At 70.9% G+C, this 15302-nt stretch carries 14 protein-coding genes; 10 read left to right on the forward strand and 4 right to left on the reverse strand.

Annotated features, from left to right (window positions below):
- The first annotated feature begins 152 nt into the window (after positions 1–152).
- Entirely contained in the window at positions 153–437 is a 285-nt protein-coding gene (locus OG884_RS07065; protein WP_326643345.1) for a hypothetical protein, read from the forward strand.
- A gap of 279 nt (positions 438–716) precedes the next feature.
- Entirely contained in the window at positions 717–1445 is a 729-nt protein-coding gene (locus OG884_RS07070) for a glycosyltransferase family 2 protein (RefSeq protein WP_326643347.1), read from the forward strand.
- A 243-nt stretch (positions 1446–1688) separates the two neighbouring features.
- On the opposite strand, the gene OG884_RS07075 is transcribed toward OG884_RS07070, so the two are convergent.
- On the reverse strand, positions 1689–2273 hold the full coding sequence (locus tag OG884_RS07075; protein ID WP_326643349.1) for an HD domain-containing protein: 585 nt from the start codon (positions 2271–2273) through the stop codon (positions 1689–1691).
- A 107-nt stretch (positions 2274–2380) separates the two neighbouring features.
- On the opposite strand from OG884_RS07075, the gene OG884_RS07080 reads away from it, so the two are divergent.
- Together OG884_RS07080 and OG884_RS07085 are read left to right on the forward strand one after the other, a co-directional pair.
- On the forward strand, positions 2381–2536 hold the full coding sequence (locus OG884_RS07080) for a hypothetical protein (RefSeq protein WP_326643351.1): 156 nt from the start codon (positions 2381–2383) through the stop codon (positions 2534–2536).
- A 187-nt stretch (positions 2537–2723) separates the two neighbouring features.
- Positions 2724–4016, forward strand: coding sequence for a hypothetical protein (locus OG884_RS07085; RefSeq protein WP_326643353.1), 1293 nt, complete (start codon positions 2724–2726; stop codon positions 4014–4016).
- Positions 4017–4171: 155 nt separating this feature from the next.
- On the opposite strand, the gene OG884_RS07090 is transcribed toward OG884_RS07085, so the two are convergent.
- Positions 4172–5512 (reverse strand): APC family permease, encoded by a 1341-nt coding sequence (locus tag OG884_RS07090; protein WP_326643355.1) that lies wholly within the window; start codon positions 5510–5512, stop codon positions 4172–4174.
- Positions 5513–5645: 133 nt separating this feature from the next.
- Here OG884_RS07090 and OG884_RS07095 point away from each other — a divergent pair, with 133 nt between their 5' ends.
- Positions 5646–6041: a hypothetical protein gene (locus OG884_RS07095; protein ID WP_326643357.1), complete on the forward strand. Its 396-nt coding sequence runs from the start codon at positions 5646–5648 to the stop codon at positions 6039–6041.
- 166 nt (positions 6042–6207) lie between these two features.
- On the opposite strand, the gene OG884_RS07100 is transcribed toward OG884_RS07095, so the two are convergent.
- A complete protein-coding gene (locus OG884_RS07100) occupies positions 6208–7347 on the reverse strand; it encodes a glycosyltransferase family 4 protein (RefSeq protein ID WP_326643359.1) in 1140 nt (379 codons plus the stop codon).
- 27 nt (positions 7348–7374) lie between these two features.
- Here OG884_RS07100 and OG884_RS07105 point away from each other — a divergent pair, with 27 nt between their 5' ends.
- From OG884_RS07105 to OG884_RS07115, 3 genes are read left to right on the forward strand one after another with little or no spacing between them, the layout of a single operon-like run.
- Positions 7375–8241, forward strand: a complete 867-nt coding sequence (locus tag OG884_RS07105; RefSeq protein WP_326643361.1) for a PIG-L deacetylase family protein — start codon at positions 7375–7377, stop codon at positions 8239–8241.
- 34 nt (positions 8242–8275) lie between these two features.
- On the forward strand, positions 8276–9337 hold the full coding sequence (locus OG884_RS07110; protein WP_326643363.1) for a lysylphosphatidylglycerol synthase transmembrane domain-containing protein: 1062 nt from the start codon (positions 8276–8278) through the stop codon (positions 9335–9337).
- A 41-nt stretch (positions 9338–9378) separates the two neighbouring features.
- On the forward strand, positions 9379–12762 hold the full coding sequence (locus OG884_RS07115) for a BTAD domain-containing putative transcriptional regulator (RefSeq protein ID WP_326643365.1): 3384 nt from the start codon (positions 9379–9381) through the stop codon (positions 12760–12762).
- Positions 12763–12768: 6 nt separating this feature from the next.
- Here OG884_RS07115 and OG884_RS07120 read toward each other — a convergent pair whose 3' ends face one another.
- The gene (locus OG884_RS07120; RefSeq protein ID WP_326643367.1) at positions 12769–13347 is read right to left on the reverse strand and encodes a hypothetical protein; all 579 of its coding nucleotides are present in this window, start codon (positions 13345–13347) and stop codon (positions 12769–12771) included.
- A gap of 184 nt (positions 13348–13531) precedes the next feature.
- Between OG884_RS07120 and OG884_RS07125 the strand changes: the two genes are divergently transcribed.
- On the forward strand, positions 13532–14062 hold the full coding sequence (locus tag OG884_RS07125) for a DedA family protein (protein WP_326643369.1): 531 nt from the start codon (positions 13532–13534) through the stop codon (positions 14060–14062).
- A gap of 215 nt (positions 14063–14277) precedes the next feature.
- Positions 14278–15276, forward strand: coding sequence for a D-alanyl-D-alanine carboxypeptidase family protein (locus OG884_RS07130; RefSeq protein ID WP_326643371.1), 999 nt, complete (start codon positions 14278–14280; stop codon positions 15274–15276).
- Positions 15277–15302 lie beyond the last annotated feature (26 nt).

Raw genomic sequence — 15302 nt, forward strand, 5'->3', positions numbered from 1 at the left:
CGTTATTCGCGGTTTCTCAACGGAACATCAACGACTTTCCGGTCTATTCCACTGATCCTGGGGGGGTTTGCGGAAGGACCGATTGCCTCAAGTGCCGCGAAACCGCACTCTGCAAAGAAGCAAGTCACGAGTGTCCTCCAGGAGTGATCCGGATGATGGCAGAACGCGGCGAGGCCGTCGACCACCTGCGGCGGCTGGCCGTCCAGTTGGAGGCGCACGCCTTCCAGGTACGCCTGCGGTCGGCGGCGGGGCTTTATCCAAGGCTCCACGTGATCAACCCGATGGCACCCGCCAGGACCGAGGACGTGCTCGCCGCCCACGAGGCCGACGGCGAGTGGTGGTTCTGGTTGTCCTGGGCCGGGCGCATCGGTAACGCGGAGGACGTCGCCACGGCCGCGGAGCGTGTGGCCAGTGTTCTTCATGTGATACGGAGATAGGTGATTCTTGGGGCTGGCATGGGTAACACCCGGTGATCCAGCCCAGAATGGAGCGGCACCGTGAAAAGGATCCTGGTCGTGCAACGCCCCCGTCCCCCCCGCAGGCCGGTACCGCTCGATCTGCGCAGCCCCTCGGGTCGTGCACTCCCTTTCTGACCGTCGGCAAAGAGACCTTCCCCGTACCCTCAGAGGAAGGTCGGGGCGACCGGCCTTCCGTCCCGGACGGGCTTGCAAGGGGCTTTCAAGCGTTCTGCAGGCGGTTCGGTAGACCTTGTGGGCATGAACAGCGCCCCCTTCGCATTCAGCGTCAGTGTGGTCGTCCCCGCCATGAACGAGGCTGAGAACCTGCCCCACGTCTTCGCGACCCTGCCATCCTGGATCGACGAGGTGATCCTGGTCGACGGTAACTCCGTCGACGACACGGTGGCCGTGGCCAAGGCCCTCCGTCCCGGACTGCGCGTCGTCAGGCAGACCGGGAAAGGCAAGGGCAACGCCCTCACCGAGGGTTTCGCCGCCGCGACCGGTGACATCATCGTCATGATCGACGCCGACGGATCGACCGACGGCAAGGAGATCCACGCCTTCGTGACCGCGCTGGTCGAGGGCGCCGACTTCGCCAAGGGCTCGCGCTGCGCTCCCGGCGGAGGATCCGACGACATCAGCCCGATCCGCTCGCTCGGCAACACGGTGCTGACCAAGATGACCAACCGGCTGTACGGCACCCGCTACACCGACCTGTGCTACGGCTACAACGCCTTCTGGGCCCGCCACCTCGACGCGCTCGACCTCGACTGCGACGGCTTCGAGATCGAGACTCTGATGAACATCCGCGCCGCCCAGGCCGGACTCGTCATCCGCGAGGTCCCCAGCCACGAGCGCAGCCGGATCCACGGCGTCAGCAACCTGCACGCCGTCCGCGACGGCCTTCGGGTGCTCCGCACCATCCTCCGCGAGCGCGAGGGCCGTGCCGGCGGCGTCCAGCTCCGCCGGGAACACGCCGCCGCCTGACCTGTCCCGGAAATCGGCCGGACGAGAACTTCGAACGGCCGCGAAGGACCGCTGTGTTCTCGCCCGGAGCCGGTCAGAGCTCCGGACAGGAGAACGCCCATGAACGGAGGACGGGTTCAGAACGAGATGAACCCGGCGACGCGCCGGCTCTCCTCCAGCGGGGGCCGGTACGACCGGGCCGGACCCGCCCGACCGCTGTGACCGACCGGTATTCGCCCTCCCCTCTCGTACGGGTGGCGAGCGTCAGGTATCCCGCTCCCCGTTGAGAACGCTTGTCACCCACTCCAGCGATCCCGTGCCGAGCGCTTCGTCCGCGAGACGCTTGGCGGACGGTGTCCTCAGCGCGGCGAGAGAGCTGTCGATCCACGGCTGCACGTTCTGATGACCCTGCTCGCGGTACTCGATCGCCTGGATCAGGCACTCCAGCTTGTCCGCGTCACGGGCGCAGACGGCTTCGAGGCTGGTCTTCTCCTCGTACTCGCCGATCGCGCCGCTCACCATCTCCGCCACGGGCCCGGGGAGACCGCGCACCTGGTCGGCTGTGACCTCCTCGTTCGATACCGCCTTCAGGTAGCGCTTGGCGAGGTAGGGAATGTCGGTGACCCGCGTCTCCTGCGTGTCGTGGAACAGGCTCATGAAGGCCGCGCGCTCGGGGTCACCGCCTTCCAGCGCGGCGATCACACTTGCGATGATCGCTGTCCGGAAGGAGTGGTCGGCGATGCTTTCGGGGTCACGTACTCCCGCGACCAGCCAGCCGGTGCGCTTGTAGCGCTTGAGCAACCCGATCTCGTACAGCAGGCCGGCCAGCTTCGACGGTTCCTCGGCCATGGAAGTCCCCTCTCCCCTCGGTGGATCACACTCGGAGCGTAGATGATCGTCTCCAGCTCCCGCCGAAACCGCGGCGACACGGTGGCCTTTGCTGGGCGGAGGTCGGGATGATCCGGGAGGAGGGCGGCGCGTGGGGCGCGCTGCCCGCCGTCGGCAGCCGGACGTTCATCACGACCGCGATCGACCGCGAACGGCTCTTCGACGCCTTTGTCGGCGAGAGCACCGGTCCTCAGGCGTGCCGGACCGCCGCCGGTTCCCGTTGATCTCGCGCTGGTCGCACGTCGCGCGAACCCCCGCCTCAGGCCGCCTCCAGCGCCTCGGCCACGGTGGGGAACATCTCGAACACCGAGGTCGGGCCGGCGAGGTTGAGCCGGCGAGGTCAGGCCGAACAAGCGGTTCCCATCCCGGCGGATACCGCCCATCGATGGTGATATAAGGAACAATGACGGCATGTTGCAGCTGCGCCCGGTGGCGGTCATGGTCGTCGGAACGCTCCTGATCGCCGCGTGCGGCGCGGGCCGGACGGCGCCCGAACCCACCGCGACCCCGGCGCCGAACCGTACGGTCTCCCAGAGCCCCGCGTCCCAGAGCCAGGCTCCGCCGGTCACCGGCTCTCCCGGCCCGGCCGGCCAGGCTCCGCCGGCCATCGGCTCTCCCGGCCCGGCCGCCCAGGACCCCGCGGCGAGCCCCTCGGCGAACGCGGTGGTCCCCGCGTCCACCGAGTGGGCGGCGGAGGCGGGGAGTTCGAAGCTGTCGGGCGGCACGGCGCTGCTCGACGTGGCGGCGACCGGGCCCCGTGACGCATGGGCCGTGGGCTACCAGGACAGCGCGGAGGATCGGGAGGGCACGCCCGCGATCCTCCGCTGGGACGGGAGCCACTGGCGGCAGGTGCCCTTGGGAGAGGCCGACGCCTATCACCTGGAGGGGGTCAGCGCGGGCGGTCCCGACGACGTGTGGGTGGTGGGCAACGGCTCAAGCCCGTTCGCCGCGCACTGGAACGGGCGGGCGTGGACCACGCACCGGCCCTTCGGGGTGGCCGAGGACTACCGGCTGGCGGATGTCGCGACGAGCGGCGGCACCGCCTGGTTCGCCGCCAACGGCCCCGCCGGGGCGGTCGTCGTGGAGTGGAGGGACGGCGCGTTCCACAACGCGCTGAGCATCGAGAAGGGCACCCTTGAGGCGATCACCTTCAGGAAGGGGCATGTCTGGGTGGTGGGGACGGACGAGGCCAGGACTCCGCTGGTCTGGCACGGTGCGGGGGAATCGTGGGAGGAGACGGAGACGCCCCGGATCCCCGGCGGCAGGCTCAACCGGGTCTGGCAGGTCTCTCCGACAGAGGTGTGGGCGGTCGGAGAGATCTCCACCGCCCCGGGCCCGCGGCCGGAGGTGAACAAGGCGCAGCCGCTGGTCATGCGCTGGGACGGAAGCCGCTGGACCCGGGTCGAGGTGCCGGTCTCGCGCGGCGTCCTGCAGGGCGTCACCGCCTCCGGCCCCGGCGACCTGTGGATCAGCGGCATCGACGCCGATCATGCGGGGCAGGTGCTCATCCTTCACTTCGACGGCACCACCTGGTCACGTGAGTACGGTCCGCTGTTCCGCGCCTACACCGCCACCCAGCAGTACGACGGGACCGACGACATCGGCGGCACCGGTCTCACCCGGGTGCCGGGCACCGACGCGCTGTGGGCGGTGGGCTCGGTCGGCACCGGCGACGACGAGAGAGCCTTCGTGCTCCGCCGCTGAGTCTCCCTGAGTCCCCCGCGGAGTCCCCCTGAGTCCCCCCGCGGAGTCTCCCTGAGTCCCCCCGCGCCACCACAAGGTCGCCGGCTTGGAACAGACGGTGTCCCTGCCGGGAACCCGCCCCTCCTCGACCTCCGCACCTCGACCTCCGCACCCCCTCAGGGCGAGCGCTGCCCTTCTGACAGGAAGAGCCGGTTGACGAACCAGAGGATCATCCCGATCGCGAGCAGTGTCCCCGCGCGAAGGTAGACGTCCCCTCCCCTGCCGGTGACCGGCAGCGCCAGGACGAGACAGACCACCGCCCCCAGGGCGGGCATCCAGCTCGGCGCCCGGAAGTGCTCGTGCTCCACGCGGTCCCCGCGCAGAACCAGCACGGCCACATTGACGATCGTGAAGACGCAGAGCAGCAGGAGCACCGTGGTGTCGGCCAGGTCGCTCACGTCTCCGGTGGCGACCAGCACCGCCGCGACCCCCACGGTGAAGACGATGGCCACCCACGGGGTGGACCTCGTCGAATGGACCGACGCGAAGATCCGCGGCACGATCCCCGCACGCGCCATGCCGTAGACCAGGCGCGAGGCCATGAGCATGTTGATCAGTGCGGTGTTGCCCACCGCGAGCAACGCGATCAGAGCGAACAGCTTGGGCGGGAACGCCAGCCCCGCGACCTTGACCACTTCGAGCAGCGGGCCGGACGAGGTGGTCAGCGTCCTGGTGTCGACCAGCATGGTCGCCGTGAACGCGACCCCCAGGTAGACGATCGCCGCGACGGCCAGGCCGCCGAAGAGCGCCCGGGGAAAGTCACGCTGCGGATTCCTGGCCTCCTCGGCGAGGTTGACCGAGTCCTCGAAACCGAGCAGTGCGTAGAAGGCGAGGGCCGTGCCTCCCAGCACGCCGAGGAAGGCGCCGTTGGCCGGATGGAACTCCAGTGCCCGTGACGGCTCGCCGTCCCCGGACAGCAGGGCGTAGATCCCGATCGCGATGATGACCAGCAGGCCGAACGCCTCGATGATCGTCAGCACCACGTTGACCTTGATGGACTCGGAGATGCCGGCGAAGTTCACCAGGGTGACCAGGCCGAGGAAGATGAACGCGCCGACGACGACCGGCAGCGTGACGAACTCCGTGAGGTAGTTGCCGCCAAAGGCCCGCGCGGCGGCACTCGCCGAGGTGATCCCGCTCATCATCACCGCGAACGCCACAATGAAGGTGACGAAGGGGATATTAAACGCTTTATTCACATAAAGCGCAGCGCCCGCGGCCTGCGGATATTTGCCGACGAGCTCGGCATAGGCGGTCGCCGTCAGCGCCGACAGCAGGAAGGCGACGAGGAAGGGCACCCACAGTGCTCCGCCGACATGGCCCGCGACCTTCCCGACCAGCGCGTAGATCCCCGCGCCGAGGATGTCACCCACCACGAACAGGAGCAGAACCCTGCGCCCGATGACCCGCTTGAGCGAGTGCTGACCGGAACCGGATTCGACGATCACCTCAGCCATACCCCGCTCTTACCCACCGCGAGGACGGAATCACATCAAGTCACTTGAGTCACTTCTGTAAGTGCCGTGAAAGTGGCGCGCAAGTCCCTATGCTTACCGTGCTACCTGTCACGAAATGCAATGAAAGGCAGAAATGTTCCGCGCCCTTTCCCCCCGCCGTATCGCCGTCGCCGCTGCGGGAGCCGCTCTCATATCGATGACCGCCGCCTGCGGCGGGTCGTCCACCAACGCCACGATCTGCACCGAGGCCACGTGGTCGAAGATCTTCACGGACTACAGCACCGCCGCCACGGCGGGCGCCGGTGACCTCGGCAAGTTCAACGACGCCACCGCCAAGCTCGCCGCCGACCTCAAGGCTCTGGCGGACACCGCGGACGGCGATCTGGCCAGCGCGCTCACCGACCTCTCCACCTCGTTCGGGGCGATCAAGATCGACCCGAACGACCCGGCCGCCTCGGCCTCGACCCTCGGGACGCTCGGGACGAAGATCCAGGAGGCGACCACCAAGCTCGCCGCCGCCTGTTCGTAACCGGAACCGTGCCTCCTTTCCGACAGGAGGCACTCCCGGTACGGCCGCCGCTCCGCCTGCGGGGGGCAGTGCGGCGCGGCGGCCGTACCGAACACCTCCCGGGCCCCGCCACCGCACAGCAGGGATCTTGCACGTTTCCCCCCGCCCCGGGCCTGACGCACCCCCGTCAGCCCCCGCGGGCGCGGGCCTGCTCGTAGCAGCGTTCGAAGCCTTCGAGCACCGCGGGCCAGGAGCTGCGGACGGGCTCGGTCTCCCGGTTGTTCGCCGCGATCGACTCGCGCAGCTCGCGGTCGCGGACCAGCCTGGCCACCGACGTGACCAGGTCGTCGAAGCTCCGCCCGAGCAACCCCTCCTTGCCCTGCCGGACGAAGTCGGCCACCCCGCTCTGCGCGCGTGCCACCACCGGCACCCCCGCCGACCTGGCCTCCAGCGCCGCCAGTCCAAAGGACTCGCGGGGCGCGGGGGCGACGAACACGTCCGTCGCGGCGAGCAGCTCGCGGATCTGGTCGCGGCTGTAGCGGCCGGGAAGCGAGACCCAGCCGGTCATGCCGTTGGCCCTCAGATAGCGCTCCATCCGTGATCGGGCCGGACCGTCCCCGACGACCGTGGCCCGCATCGGCGTTTCCCGAGGCACCAGGGCACGGGCCTCCCGCAGGAGCCGCAGCAGGCGGATCGGCTGCTTGCGGGGCGCCAGCCGCCCCACCGCGACGACATGCACCGGGTCGGACCGTACCGAACCCGTACCGGCGGAATCCGCACCGGCGGAATCGGCGGCAGGGGACGCGGCGCGCCAGCCGGAGACGTCCAGGCCGTTGGAGACCACGTACACCGGTACGCCGGGCCCGGCCACCGCGCGGATCGGCAGGGCGGCCGCCTCGCTCACCGCGGTGCCCACCAGCCCCCAGCGGTGCCATCCGAACAGCAGCCGCAGCCCCCGGTAGATCGCCCTGGTGACCGGGTCCCACATGCTGTGCACGGTGACGACCAGGGGCAGCCCCGCCCGCGTCGCCGCCCGCACCCCCATCCAGGCGAACGGCGAGACCGCGCCGGTGTGCACGTGCACCACCTCGGGGCGCCGTGCCCTCATCAGGCGGAGCAGATGGCCCACCCCGAACGGGTGGACCGGCAGGTCGAAGGGGAGTCCCGCGACGATCCTGTGCACTCCGGGGAGAGGCTCCCCCGGGGTGGCGGTCGCCACCTCGACATGGTGACCGGCCTCCCGCTGCATCCGGATCAGATCGGCGACCTGCACCTCGATCCCTCCGAGGCGCGGCAGGTAACAGTCACTGACATGGAGGATCCTCACGATGCCAGCGTAGACCCGCGTGAGATCATGCCTGTGTGCCCCCGAGGGCGCGCTCAACCCCCGCGAACGGAGTCCAGCCTGATCGGCAACGTCAAGACAGCGGTGTTCTTTCACGCCCATCCCGACGACGAGGCCCTGCTGACCGCGGGCACCATGGCGATGCTCGCCGCCGAGGGGCACCGGGTGGTGCTCGTCGTGGCGACCTCGGGTGAACGAGGCCAGGCCGACCTCGAACCCGGTGAGGCGCTGGGCGCCGCCCGGATGGCCGAGCTGTACGAATCGGCGGCCGCGCTCGGCTGCGCCCGGGTGGTGAACCTCGGCTACGGAGATTCCGGGCTGGCTCCCGACGGTGGGATCGCCGACGACAGGCCGGACAACGCCTTCATCGACGCCGACACGGAGGAGGCCGCCCGGCGGCTGGCCGCCATCCTCACCGAGGAGAGGGCCGACCTGCTGACGACCTACGATCCGGCGGGGGGCTACGGGCACCCCGACCACGTCCAGGTGCACCGGGTCGGCGGCCGGGCCGCCGAGATCGCGAAGACCCCGATCGTGCTGGAGGCCACGGTCAACCGCGACCCCCTGCTGCGAGGGCTGCGGCTCGTCCGGAGGTTCTACCCGCAACTCGACATCCGTGCCTTCGAACGGGCCTACTCCCCCGGCGAGGTGATCACTCACCGGGTAGGCGTGCGGCGCTTCGCCCGCCAGAAGCGGGCGAGCATGGCCGCCCACGCCTCCCAGGCCACCGGCGCCGACACCCGCACGCTCGGAGTCATGCTCAAGATCCCCCAGCCCCTCTACCGTCTCGTCTTCGGCACCGAGTGGTACGTCAGGCGGGACGCCCCCCTGGGCTCCCGCCTGAGGCACCCGTTCGAAATTCCTCCCCGAGGATGAGTCCGGGAGCGGCACACTGGATCGGGGGTGTTACGTGAAGAGCAGATTGCTCCAGATCGGGTTGTCGGTCGCGTCGCTGGCGCTGGCCGCCACACTCGTGATCTTCATGCCCCAGGTCGTGGCGACCCTGACGGGCAAGCACGTCTCCTGGTCGCAGATCGGTGCCCAGTTCGCCGCGCTGAGCCCCGGAGGGATCGCGCTGATGGCCGGCGTCTGGCTGCTCAGCCTGCTGGCCTACACGTTCGTGCTGACCGCCTCCCTGCCCGGCCTGACCCACCTGCAGGCCCTGACGCTGAACGCGAGCGGCAGCGCGGTGAGCAACCTGCTCCCCTTCGGCGGCGCGGCCGGGGTGGCGATGACGTTCGCGATGACCAGGGGCTGGGGTTTCCCCATCCGGGCCGTCGTGGTCTCCACCCTGACCAGCGGCATCTGGAACACCCTGTTCCGATTCCTGCTGCCCGCGGTGGGCATCATGGCCCTGCTGATCAGCGGGCAGCCGCTCAGCCCCTCGGTGACCGGGGCCGGCTGGGCGGGCGCGGTGTCCATCCTGGTGCTGGTCGCCGTGGTGATCACCGCGCTCTACTGGGACCGCGCCGCGGACGTCCTGGGCCGGGGCCTCGACGCCCTCGTCCGCCTGTTCCCGGGCCGGATCCGCCCCGGCGAGCATGCCGTCTCCGAGGCGCTGGCCAAGCTGCGGGCCGACACCTCCGAGATCGTGCGGAGCCGCTGGGCCGGGCTGACGCTGGGCATGGTCTTCTTCCTGGGTTTTCAGTGGCTGATCCTGGTCGTCTGCCTGCACGCGACCGGCGCCTACCCGGGTCTGGCCCAGTCGATCGCCGCCTTCGCCCTGTCCCGCATTCTGACCACGGCCTTGGTGACTCCCAGCGGGGCGGGAATAATGGAGGCGGGAACCGTCGGCGCGCTGGTCTTCTTCGGTGCTCCGCTGGACTCCGCCACCGCCGCCGCGCTGCTTTTCGGGTTCTGGACCTACACTGTCGAAATCCCCTTCGGTGGACTGGCGCTCGGCGCGTGGTCGTTCCTGCGCCGGCGTGAGAACGCCGCACCGGCCCCTGAAAAGGAGCCGATCAGCCGCTAGATTGGGAAATACCTTGTGTGCGATTGGAAGGCCCACATAGCGTGGCGGCTGACATGGTGGCGTTCCGAGTTCTCGGCCCGGTCGAGGCGCATTCCAGTGAGGACCAGCTCGACTTGGGCGGGCTCCGTCAACGTGCGGTCCTGGCGCGCCTGCTCGTCGCGCGTGGGCAGGTCGTTCCCGTCGACTCCCTGCTGTACGACCTGTGGGACGACGACGCCGCCAAGGGCGCGCAGTCGGGCCTTCAGGTCTACATCTCCCGGCTGCGCAGGGTGCTGGAGCCCGGCCGTCCACGCGGAGGCCCCAACCGGCTGCTGGTGACTGTGGCCTCGGGCTACGCGCTGCGCGCCGCCCCCGAGCAGGTCGACGCGCTCCGCTTCGAGACGCTGGTCCGCACCGCCGGAGAGCAGCTGGAGGGTGACGACCCCACCTCCGCGCGGCCCCGCCTGGAGAAGGCCCTGGGCCTGTGGCGCGGCACCCCGTACTCCGACTTCGCCGACCAGCCGTGGGCCGAGGCCGAGGTCAACCGGCTCGCCGAGCTGCGCCTGGTGGCCCGTGAGCGGCACGCCGACAGCGGCCTGCGGATGGGCATGCCCGCGGAGGCGGTGCCCGACCTGGAGGCGCTGACCACCGAGCATCCGCTCCGCGAGGAGGGCTGGCGGCTGCTGGCCCTGGGCCTGTACCGCTGCGGGCGGCAGGGCGAGGCGCTGGCCGCGCTGCGCAGGGCGCGCACGATCCTCTCCGAGGAACTGGGCATCGACCCCGGCCCCGCGCTGCGCAAGCTGGAGTCCGACATCCTGTCCCAGGATCCGGGTCTGCAGCTCGCCGCCCCGCCACCGGCCAGGCAGCGCCAGCAGGTGACCGCCGACACCTGGCCGCCCAGGCCCGCGGTGGCCCAGGTGAAGCTCCCCCCGCTGGAGCCCGAGCCGTTCGTCGGCCGCGACGCGGAGCTGAGCAGGTTGACCACCGCCGCGGCCAGGACCGGCCGCTTCACGGTCGCGATCATCAGCGGTGACGCGGGCGCCGGCAAGACCACGCTGGTCCGCCAGCTCAACATGCGGCTGTCCGACGACGGGTGGGGCATCTCCTCCGGGGCCTGCCCCGACAGCAGTGCCACTCCCCCCGGATGGGCCTGGGTGGAGATCCTGCGCACCCTGGTGAGCGCGGCCGGCCCGGGCGAGTACGCCGCACTGCTGGCCCCGCTCCTGGACGACGCGGCCCCCGAGCCCGACGACGACCAGGCCTCCGGCGGATTCCGGCTGCACCGGGCGGTGGGCGGCTACCTCGCCGCCGTCGCCAAGGAGACGCCGATCCTGCTGACCCTGGAGGACCTGCACTGGGCCGACGACCAGACGCTGGCGCTGCTTCGCGCGCTGCCGAGCCTGCTGGCCACCAGCCGGGTGCTGCTGGTGGTGACCTGCCGCGACAGCGAGCTGAGTGACCAGCAGGCCGACGTGCTGGCCGCGCTGGCCAGGCTCGGTCCCGTCCGGGTCGGTCTCACCGGGCTCGACACCAAGGCGGTGGCCGAGCTGGTCCGGGCGACCTGCGTGCGCGAGGTCGACGAGGACGCGGTCAACAGCATCGTCGAGCGCACCGGCGGCAACCCCTTCTTCGTCCGCGAGACGGTGCGCCTGCTCGACGCCGAAGCGGTGAGCGACCGCGCGACGGCCGCCGAGGTGATCTCCGGCGTGCCGTCGGGCGTCCGTGACGTGCTGCGGAGGCGGATCTCCCGGCTGCCCGTGACCGCCCAGCAGATCCTGCTGCAGGCCGCGGTGATCGGCCGCGACGTCGACGTGGACGTGCTGGTCGACGTCTCCGGCGACGAGGACGCCGTGGTCGACGCGGTGGAGGCGGCGCTGCTCGCCGGGCTGGTCACCGAACCGGGCCCCGGCATGCTCCGATTCGACCACGACCTGGTCCGCGACACGCTTTACTCCGACGCCTCCCGCCTGCGCCGCTCCCGGATGCACGCCGCGGTGGCCGCGGTGATCGAGCGCAGGAATCCCGGTGACGTGGCCGCGCTGGCCCACCACTATGACTCGGCGGGCACCAGCGAGACCGCCATCAAGGCGGTGCACTACGCCGGGCTCGCCGCCGAGCAGGCCGAGCGCCGCTTCGCCCACCGCGAGGCCGCCACCCTGTGGGAGCAGGCCATCGCCGCCTTCGACAGGTCGGGCATCACCCACACTCCCGACAGCACCAGGGAGCGGCTGCTGCTGACCCTGCGGCTGATCAAGGCACTGGCGCTCTGCGGCGACATGGCCGCGGCCCGCAGGCGGCGGCGTGAGGCGATGGACGCCGCACTGCCGCTGGGCAACCTGGAGCTCACCGCCCGGGTGGCCGCCTCGCTGGCGGTGCCGCACAAGGGCATGGCCCGCGACTTCACCCGTACTGCCTGGGAGATCGTCGACGTCGCCGAGCAGGCGCTGGTCGAGTTGCCCGCCGGTGAGCAGTCGCTGCGGGCGAGCCTGCTGGCCACGCTCGCCCTGGAGCTGGAGGGGTCGGCCACTCCCCGGGGCGAGCAGGCCTCGCTGGAGGCCGAGGAACTGGCCAGGCGGTCCGGCGACCCCGCCCTGCTGGCGACCGCGCTGAGCGGGCGGCTGCGCCAGTCGTACGGCATCACGCCGGTGGGCGAGCGCGAGGTCATCGGCAGGGAGCTGCTGGAGGTCGGCAGGGCGACCGGGCAGATCTCGGTGCAGGCACTGGCCCACCTCGTGCTGATGGAGTGCGCTGCCGCCTCGGGCGCGTTCGCCGAAGCCGACGCACACGTGGCCGCCACCGAGAAGCTGGCCAGGCAGTACGGCCTGCCCGCGCCGGCCGCCGTGGTCGCCTGGTACGCCGGGCAGCGCCTGATGATCGCCGGTGACTTCGCCGGGGCGGAGCGCGCCTACCGCGACGCGGCGAGGCTGACCGCCAGGGCCGGCATGCTGGAGGGCCGCCAGGACCTGCCGCTGATCACCACGTTCTGCCTGAACCTGGTCAACGGGCAGGCCGCCAAGATGGTCGAGCCACTGGCCGAGGCGCACCAGCGCGGGGCCAAATGGACACTCGACGCCTACGCGGTGGCCCTCGCCTCGGCGGGCCACCATCGCGACGCGAGGGCCGTCATCGCGGTGAAGACGCCGGTGCGCCCCGACTTCCTCTACGAGCTGGCGATGATCTGGCGGGCGCTGGCGGGCATGCTGCTGGACGACCGGGAGCGGATGATCGAGGCGTACGACACGCTGAAGCCGTTCGCCGACCGGATCGCGGGCGCCGGAACCGGCGTGGTGGCACTCTGGCCGGTCGCCCTGACCTTGGGCGACCTGGCGCTGCGGCTGGGCTTCACCGACGCGGTGCGGCCGCACTACGAGAACGCCCTCGCGGTGGCCGAGCGGGTCGGCGTGAGCCGGTGGGTGGAGGCGGCACGGCGCTCCCTCGGCGGCTGACCCGCCTCAGCAGCCGACCAGGAACCTCTCGCTGCGCAGCGGGGCGTCACCGGAGACGACGAGCACGACGCGATACCAGCCGGGGTTGTTGATGATCCGGGGCTGCCACTCGACGGTCTGGCTCTCCCCGGTGAAGCCGGAGCTCGCGCTCAGGTAGGCGTACCAGCGGTGGGTCTTCGAGCTCCAGCGCTCCAGGCGCCAGCCGTAGGAGACGGCGGCCCGGGGGTCGTCGTTGTCGACCACGCCCTGGGCCAGGTAGGGCCTGTCGCAGGGACCGAACGCGTCGATCGCGCCAACGGTGACCGTACCCGCCACCGGGGCCTGCTCCGTGGTGACCGTACCCGCCACCGGGGCCTGCTCCGTGGTGGTCGGCATCGACCTCGCGGAGAGCACCACGGTCCGCACCGGTGCCCGCGTCGCCGTGCCGGCCGTGACTTCCTGCCCGACCGGCATCCTGGCGGGGGTGCCGTACGCGGTCTCCACTCCCAGATAGGCTCCGGCGAAGGCAAGGGTGGCGATGAGCAGCTTGACGACGCTCGCGGTCCCACTCGCCACCACCGGCGCCATACTGCTACGCGAACCCATGACAGACACCTTTCTCCGTTACCCCCAGGTGTATGCCACGGTGGTTGCTCTGGAGTTGACGTCCGCTTGCAGTTCGCGTGCCTAAGGGGACTCCCGCCGCAACGGATGAGGTAAGCCTGCCCTAATATCAAGTCAAGCAGGCGGAGCGACCTTGGCGGTGATGTTCAGAGTGCGACCTGTTGTGGTGGGTATCCCCGACCCCGCTTCCGCGTCCTTCCTGGGCATGCCCCTGTGGCTCTGGGTGATCATCGGTGGCGTGGCCCTGTTCGGCGCGTTCCAGGCCTACTACTGGATCGGCCACGTCCTGGGCTCCAGGCTCTACACCTCCCGCCTGGGCACCAAGATCGGCCAGGAGAACATCCTGCGGGTCGAGAACGTCGTCAGGAAGTGGGGCGCGCTCGCCGTCTACGCCTGTTTCTGGGTGCCCGGGCTGCGCCACACGCTGCCCTGGGTGGCCGGGGTGCTGCGGATCTCCTATCCCTGGTACGTCGTGGCCAGCGCGCTCGGCTGCCTGACCTGGGTGCCGGTGACGTCCTTCGGCCTGTACTCGGTGATCTGGGGCTGGCTGGAGCTGGCCATGCGGTCGCCGCTCCTGGCGGCCCTGGCGGGCCTGGCGGCGGTCGCGCTGGTCGCCGGGCTCGTCCGCCGTCGCCGGCGCCGTCGCCGGACCGCCCGCGACGAGGCGGACAGGCCGACCGCCGCCACCACCACCTGACTCCCGTGGGTCGCCCCGGGCGTGGTCGCCGGCACGTTCACGGCGAGGCCGACAGGCCGACCGCCACCACCTGACACGCACCGATCCCGACCCTTCTGACACGCGCCGATCCCGCCGCCGTGCGGGATCCTCCTTTCCCGCCGCCGATGTCAACTTTCCATCGCCAAACCGCCAACTTCCGCATATTGACGGTGGCCTCTGCCAGCATGGCTCGCATGCATCACGGGGGAATCCGCCTCATCGCCCGCGCCGCGCTGGTCGCCGCGGCCACCCTGGCCACCGCGTCCCCGACGTCGGCCCTGGCCGCCGGTTCCCCGGAATCCACCCTGGTCACCGGACCGGCCGCGGCGGCTTTCAGCCCCGCACCCGCCGGGAAAAAGCCCGCCTCCGTGCCCTCGGTGCCGGGACGGGCAGCGTACCTGTACGACACGGACACGGGAGCGGTCCACCTGAGCAAGCAGGCCGGCAGGCGGATGCCGGTGGCCAGCCTGACAAAGATCATGACAGCGTACGTCGTGCTCAGGGAGGCGAGGCTGGACGACACCGTCACGATCCAGGCGGCGGATGTGCGGCATGCGGCGTCGAACGGCGCGGCCCACGCCTCCCTGAGCGCCGGGGAGCGGCTGACCGTCAGGGACCTGCTGTACGCGACCATGCTCCCCTCCGGGGCGGACGCCTCCCACGCCCTGGCCCGCGTCTACGGTCCCGGCAACGCGAGGTTCGTGGCGAAGATGAACGCCACGGCCCGCTCCATGGGCCTGGTCGACACCGCCTACGCCAGCGCCGACGGCCTGCCGAAGCCGGCACCCGGCCACTCCACGGCCTCAGATCAGGCGAAGCTGGCGGACATCGCGCTGCGCGACCCGGTGCTGCGGACCATCGCCTCCGCCAGGCGCCATGTCGTGGCCAGGTCCAAGGTGCACCGGGCACACTCCTGGACCAACACCAACAAGCTGCTCGGCAAGGCTCCCGGGGTCCTGGGCCTCAAGACCGGCTACACCAGCGCCGCCGGATACTGCCTGTCGTTCGCCGCCGACCGTGACGGCCACCGCCTCATCGGCGTCATCCTCGGCGAGTCCGACGCCGACCGGCGCTTCCAGACCGCGGCGCGGCTCCTGGCCTGGGCGAGCGAGCAGGGACTCCCCCGAGAGGCCCGGGCCGGCACCGGAGGCGAGGTCGCTCGACCTGCCGAAAGTCTCCACCGCGACATGTGAGCCTGCCCGCCCCTGCCGGACGGCAT

The organism is Streptosporangium sp. NBC_01755 (assembly GCF_035917995.1).
Classification (GTDB): domain Bacteria; phylum Actinomycetota; class Actinomycetes; order Streptosporangiales; family Streptosporangiaceae; genus Streptosporangium.

Bases quoted from the DNA above. Each gene is read 5' to 3' on its own strand.
- OG884_RS07065 (WP_326643345.1), top strand. From the start codon at position 153: ATGATGGCAGAACGCGGCGAGGCCGTCGACCACCTGCGGCGGCTGGCC.
- OG884_RS07070 (WP_326643347.1), top strand. From the start codon at position 717: ATGAACAGCGCCCCCTTCGCATTCAGCGTCAGTGTGGTCGTCCCCGCC.
- OG884_RS07075 (WP_326643349.1), bottom strand. From the start codon at position 2,273: ATGGCCGAGGAACCGTCGAAGCTGGCCGGCCTGCTGTACGAGATCGGG.
- OG884_RS07080 (WP_326643351.1), top strand. From the start codon at position 2,381: ATGATCCGGGAGGAGGGCGGCGCGTGGGGCGCGCTGCCCGCCGTCGGC.
- OG884_RS07085 (WP_326643353.1), top strand. From the start codon at position 2,724: ATGTTGCAGCTGCGCCCGGTGGCGGTCATGGTCGTCGGAACGCTCCTG.
- OG884_RS07090 (WP_326643355.1), bottom strand. From the start codon at position 5,512: ATGGCTGAGGTGATCGTCGAATCCGGTTCCGGTCAGCACTCGCTCAAG.
- OG884_RS07095 (WP_326643357.1), top strand. From the start codon at position 5,646: ATGTTCCGCGCCCTTTCCCCCCGCCGTATCGCCGTCGCCGCTGCGGGA.
- OG884_RS07105 (WP_326643361.1), top strand. From the start codon at position 7,375: ATGCCTGTGTGCCCCCGAGGGCGCGCTCAACCCCCGCGAACGGAGTCC.
- OG884_RS07120 (WP_326643367.1), bottom strand. From the start codon at position 13,347: ATGGGTTCGCGTAGCAGTATGGCGCCGGTGGTGGCGAGTGGGACCGCG.
- OG884_RS07130 (WP_326643371.1), top strand. From the start codon at position 14,278: ATGCATCACGGGGGAATCCGCCTCATCGCCCGCGCCGCGCTGGTCGCC.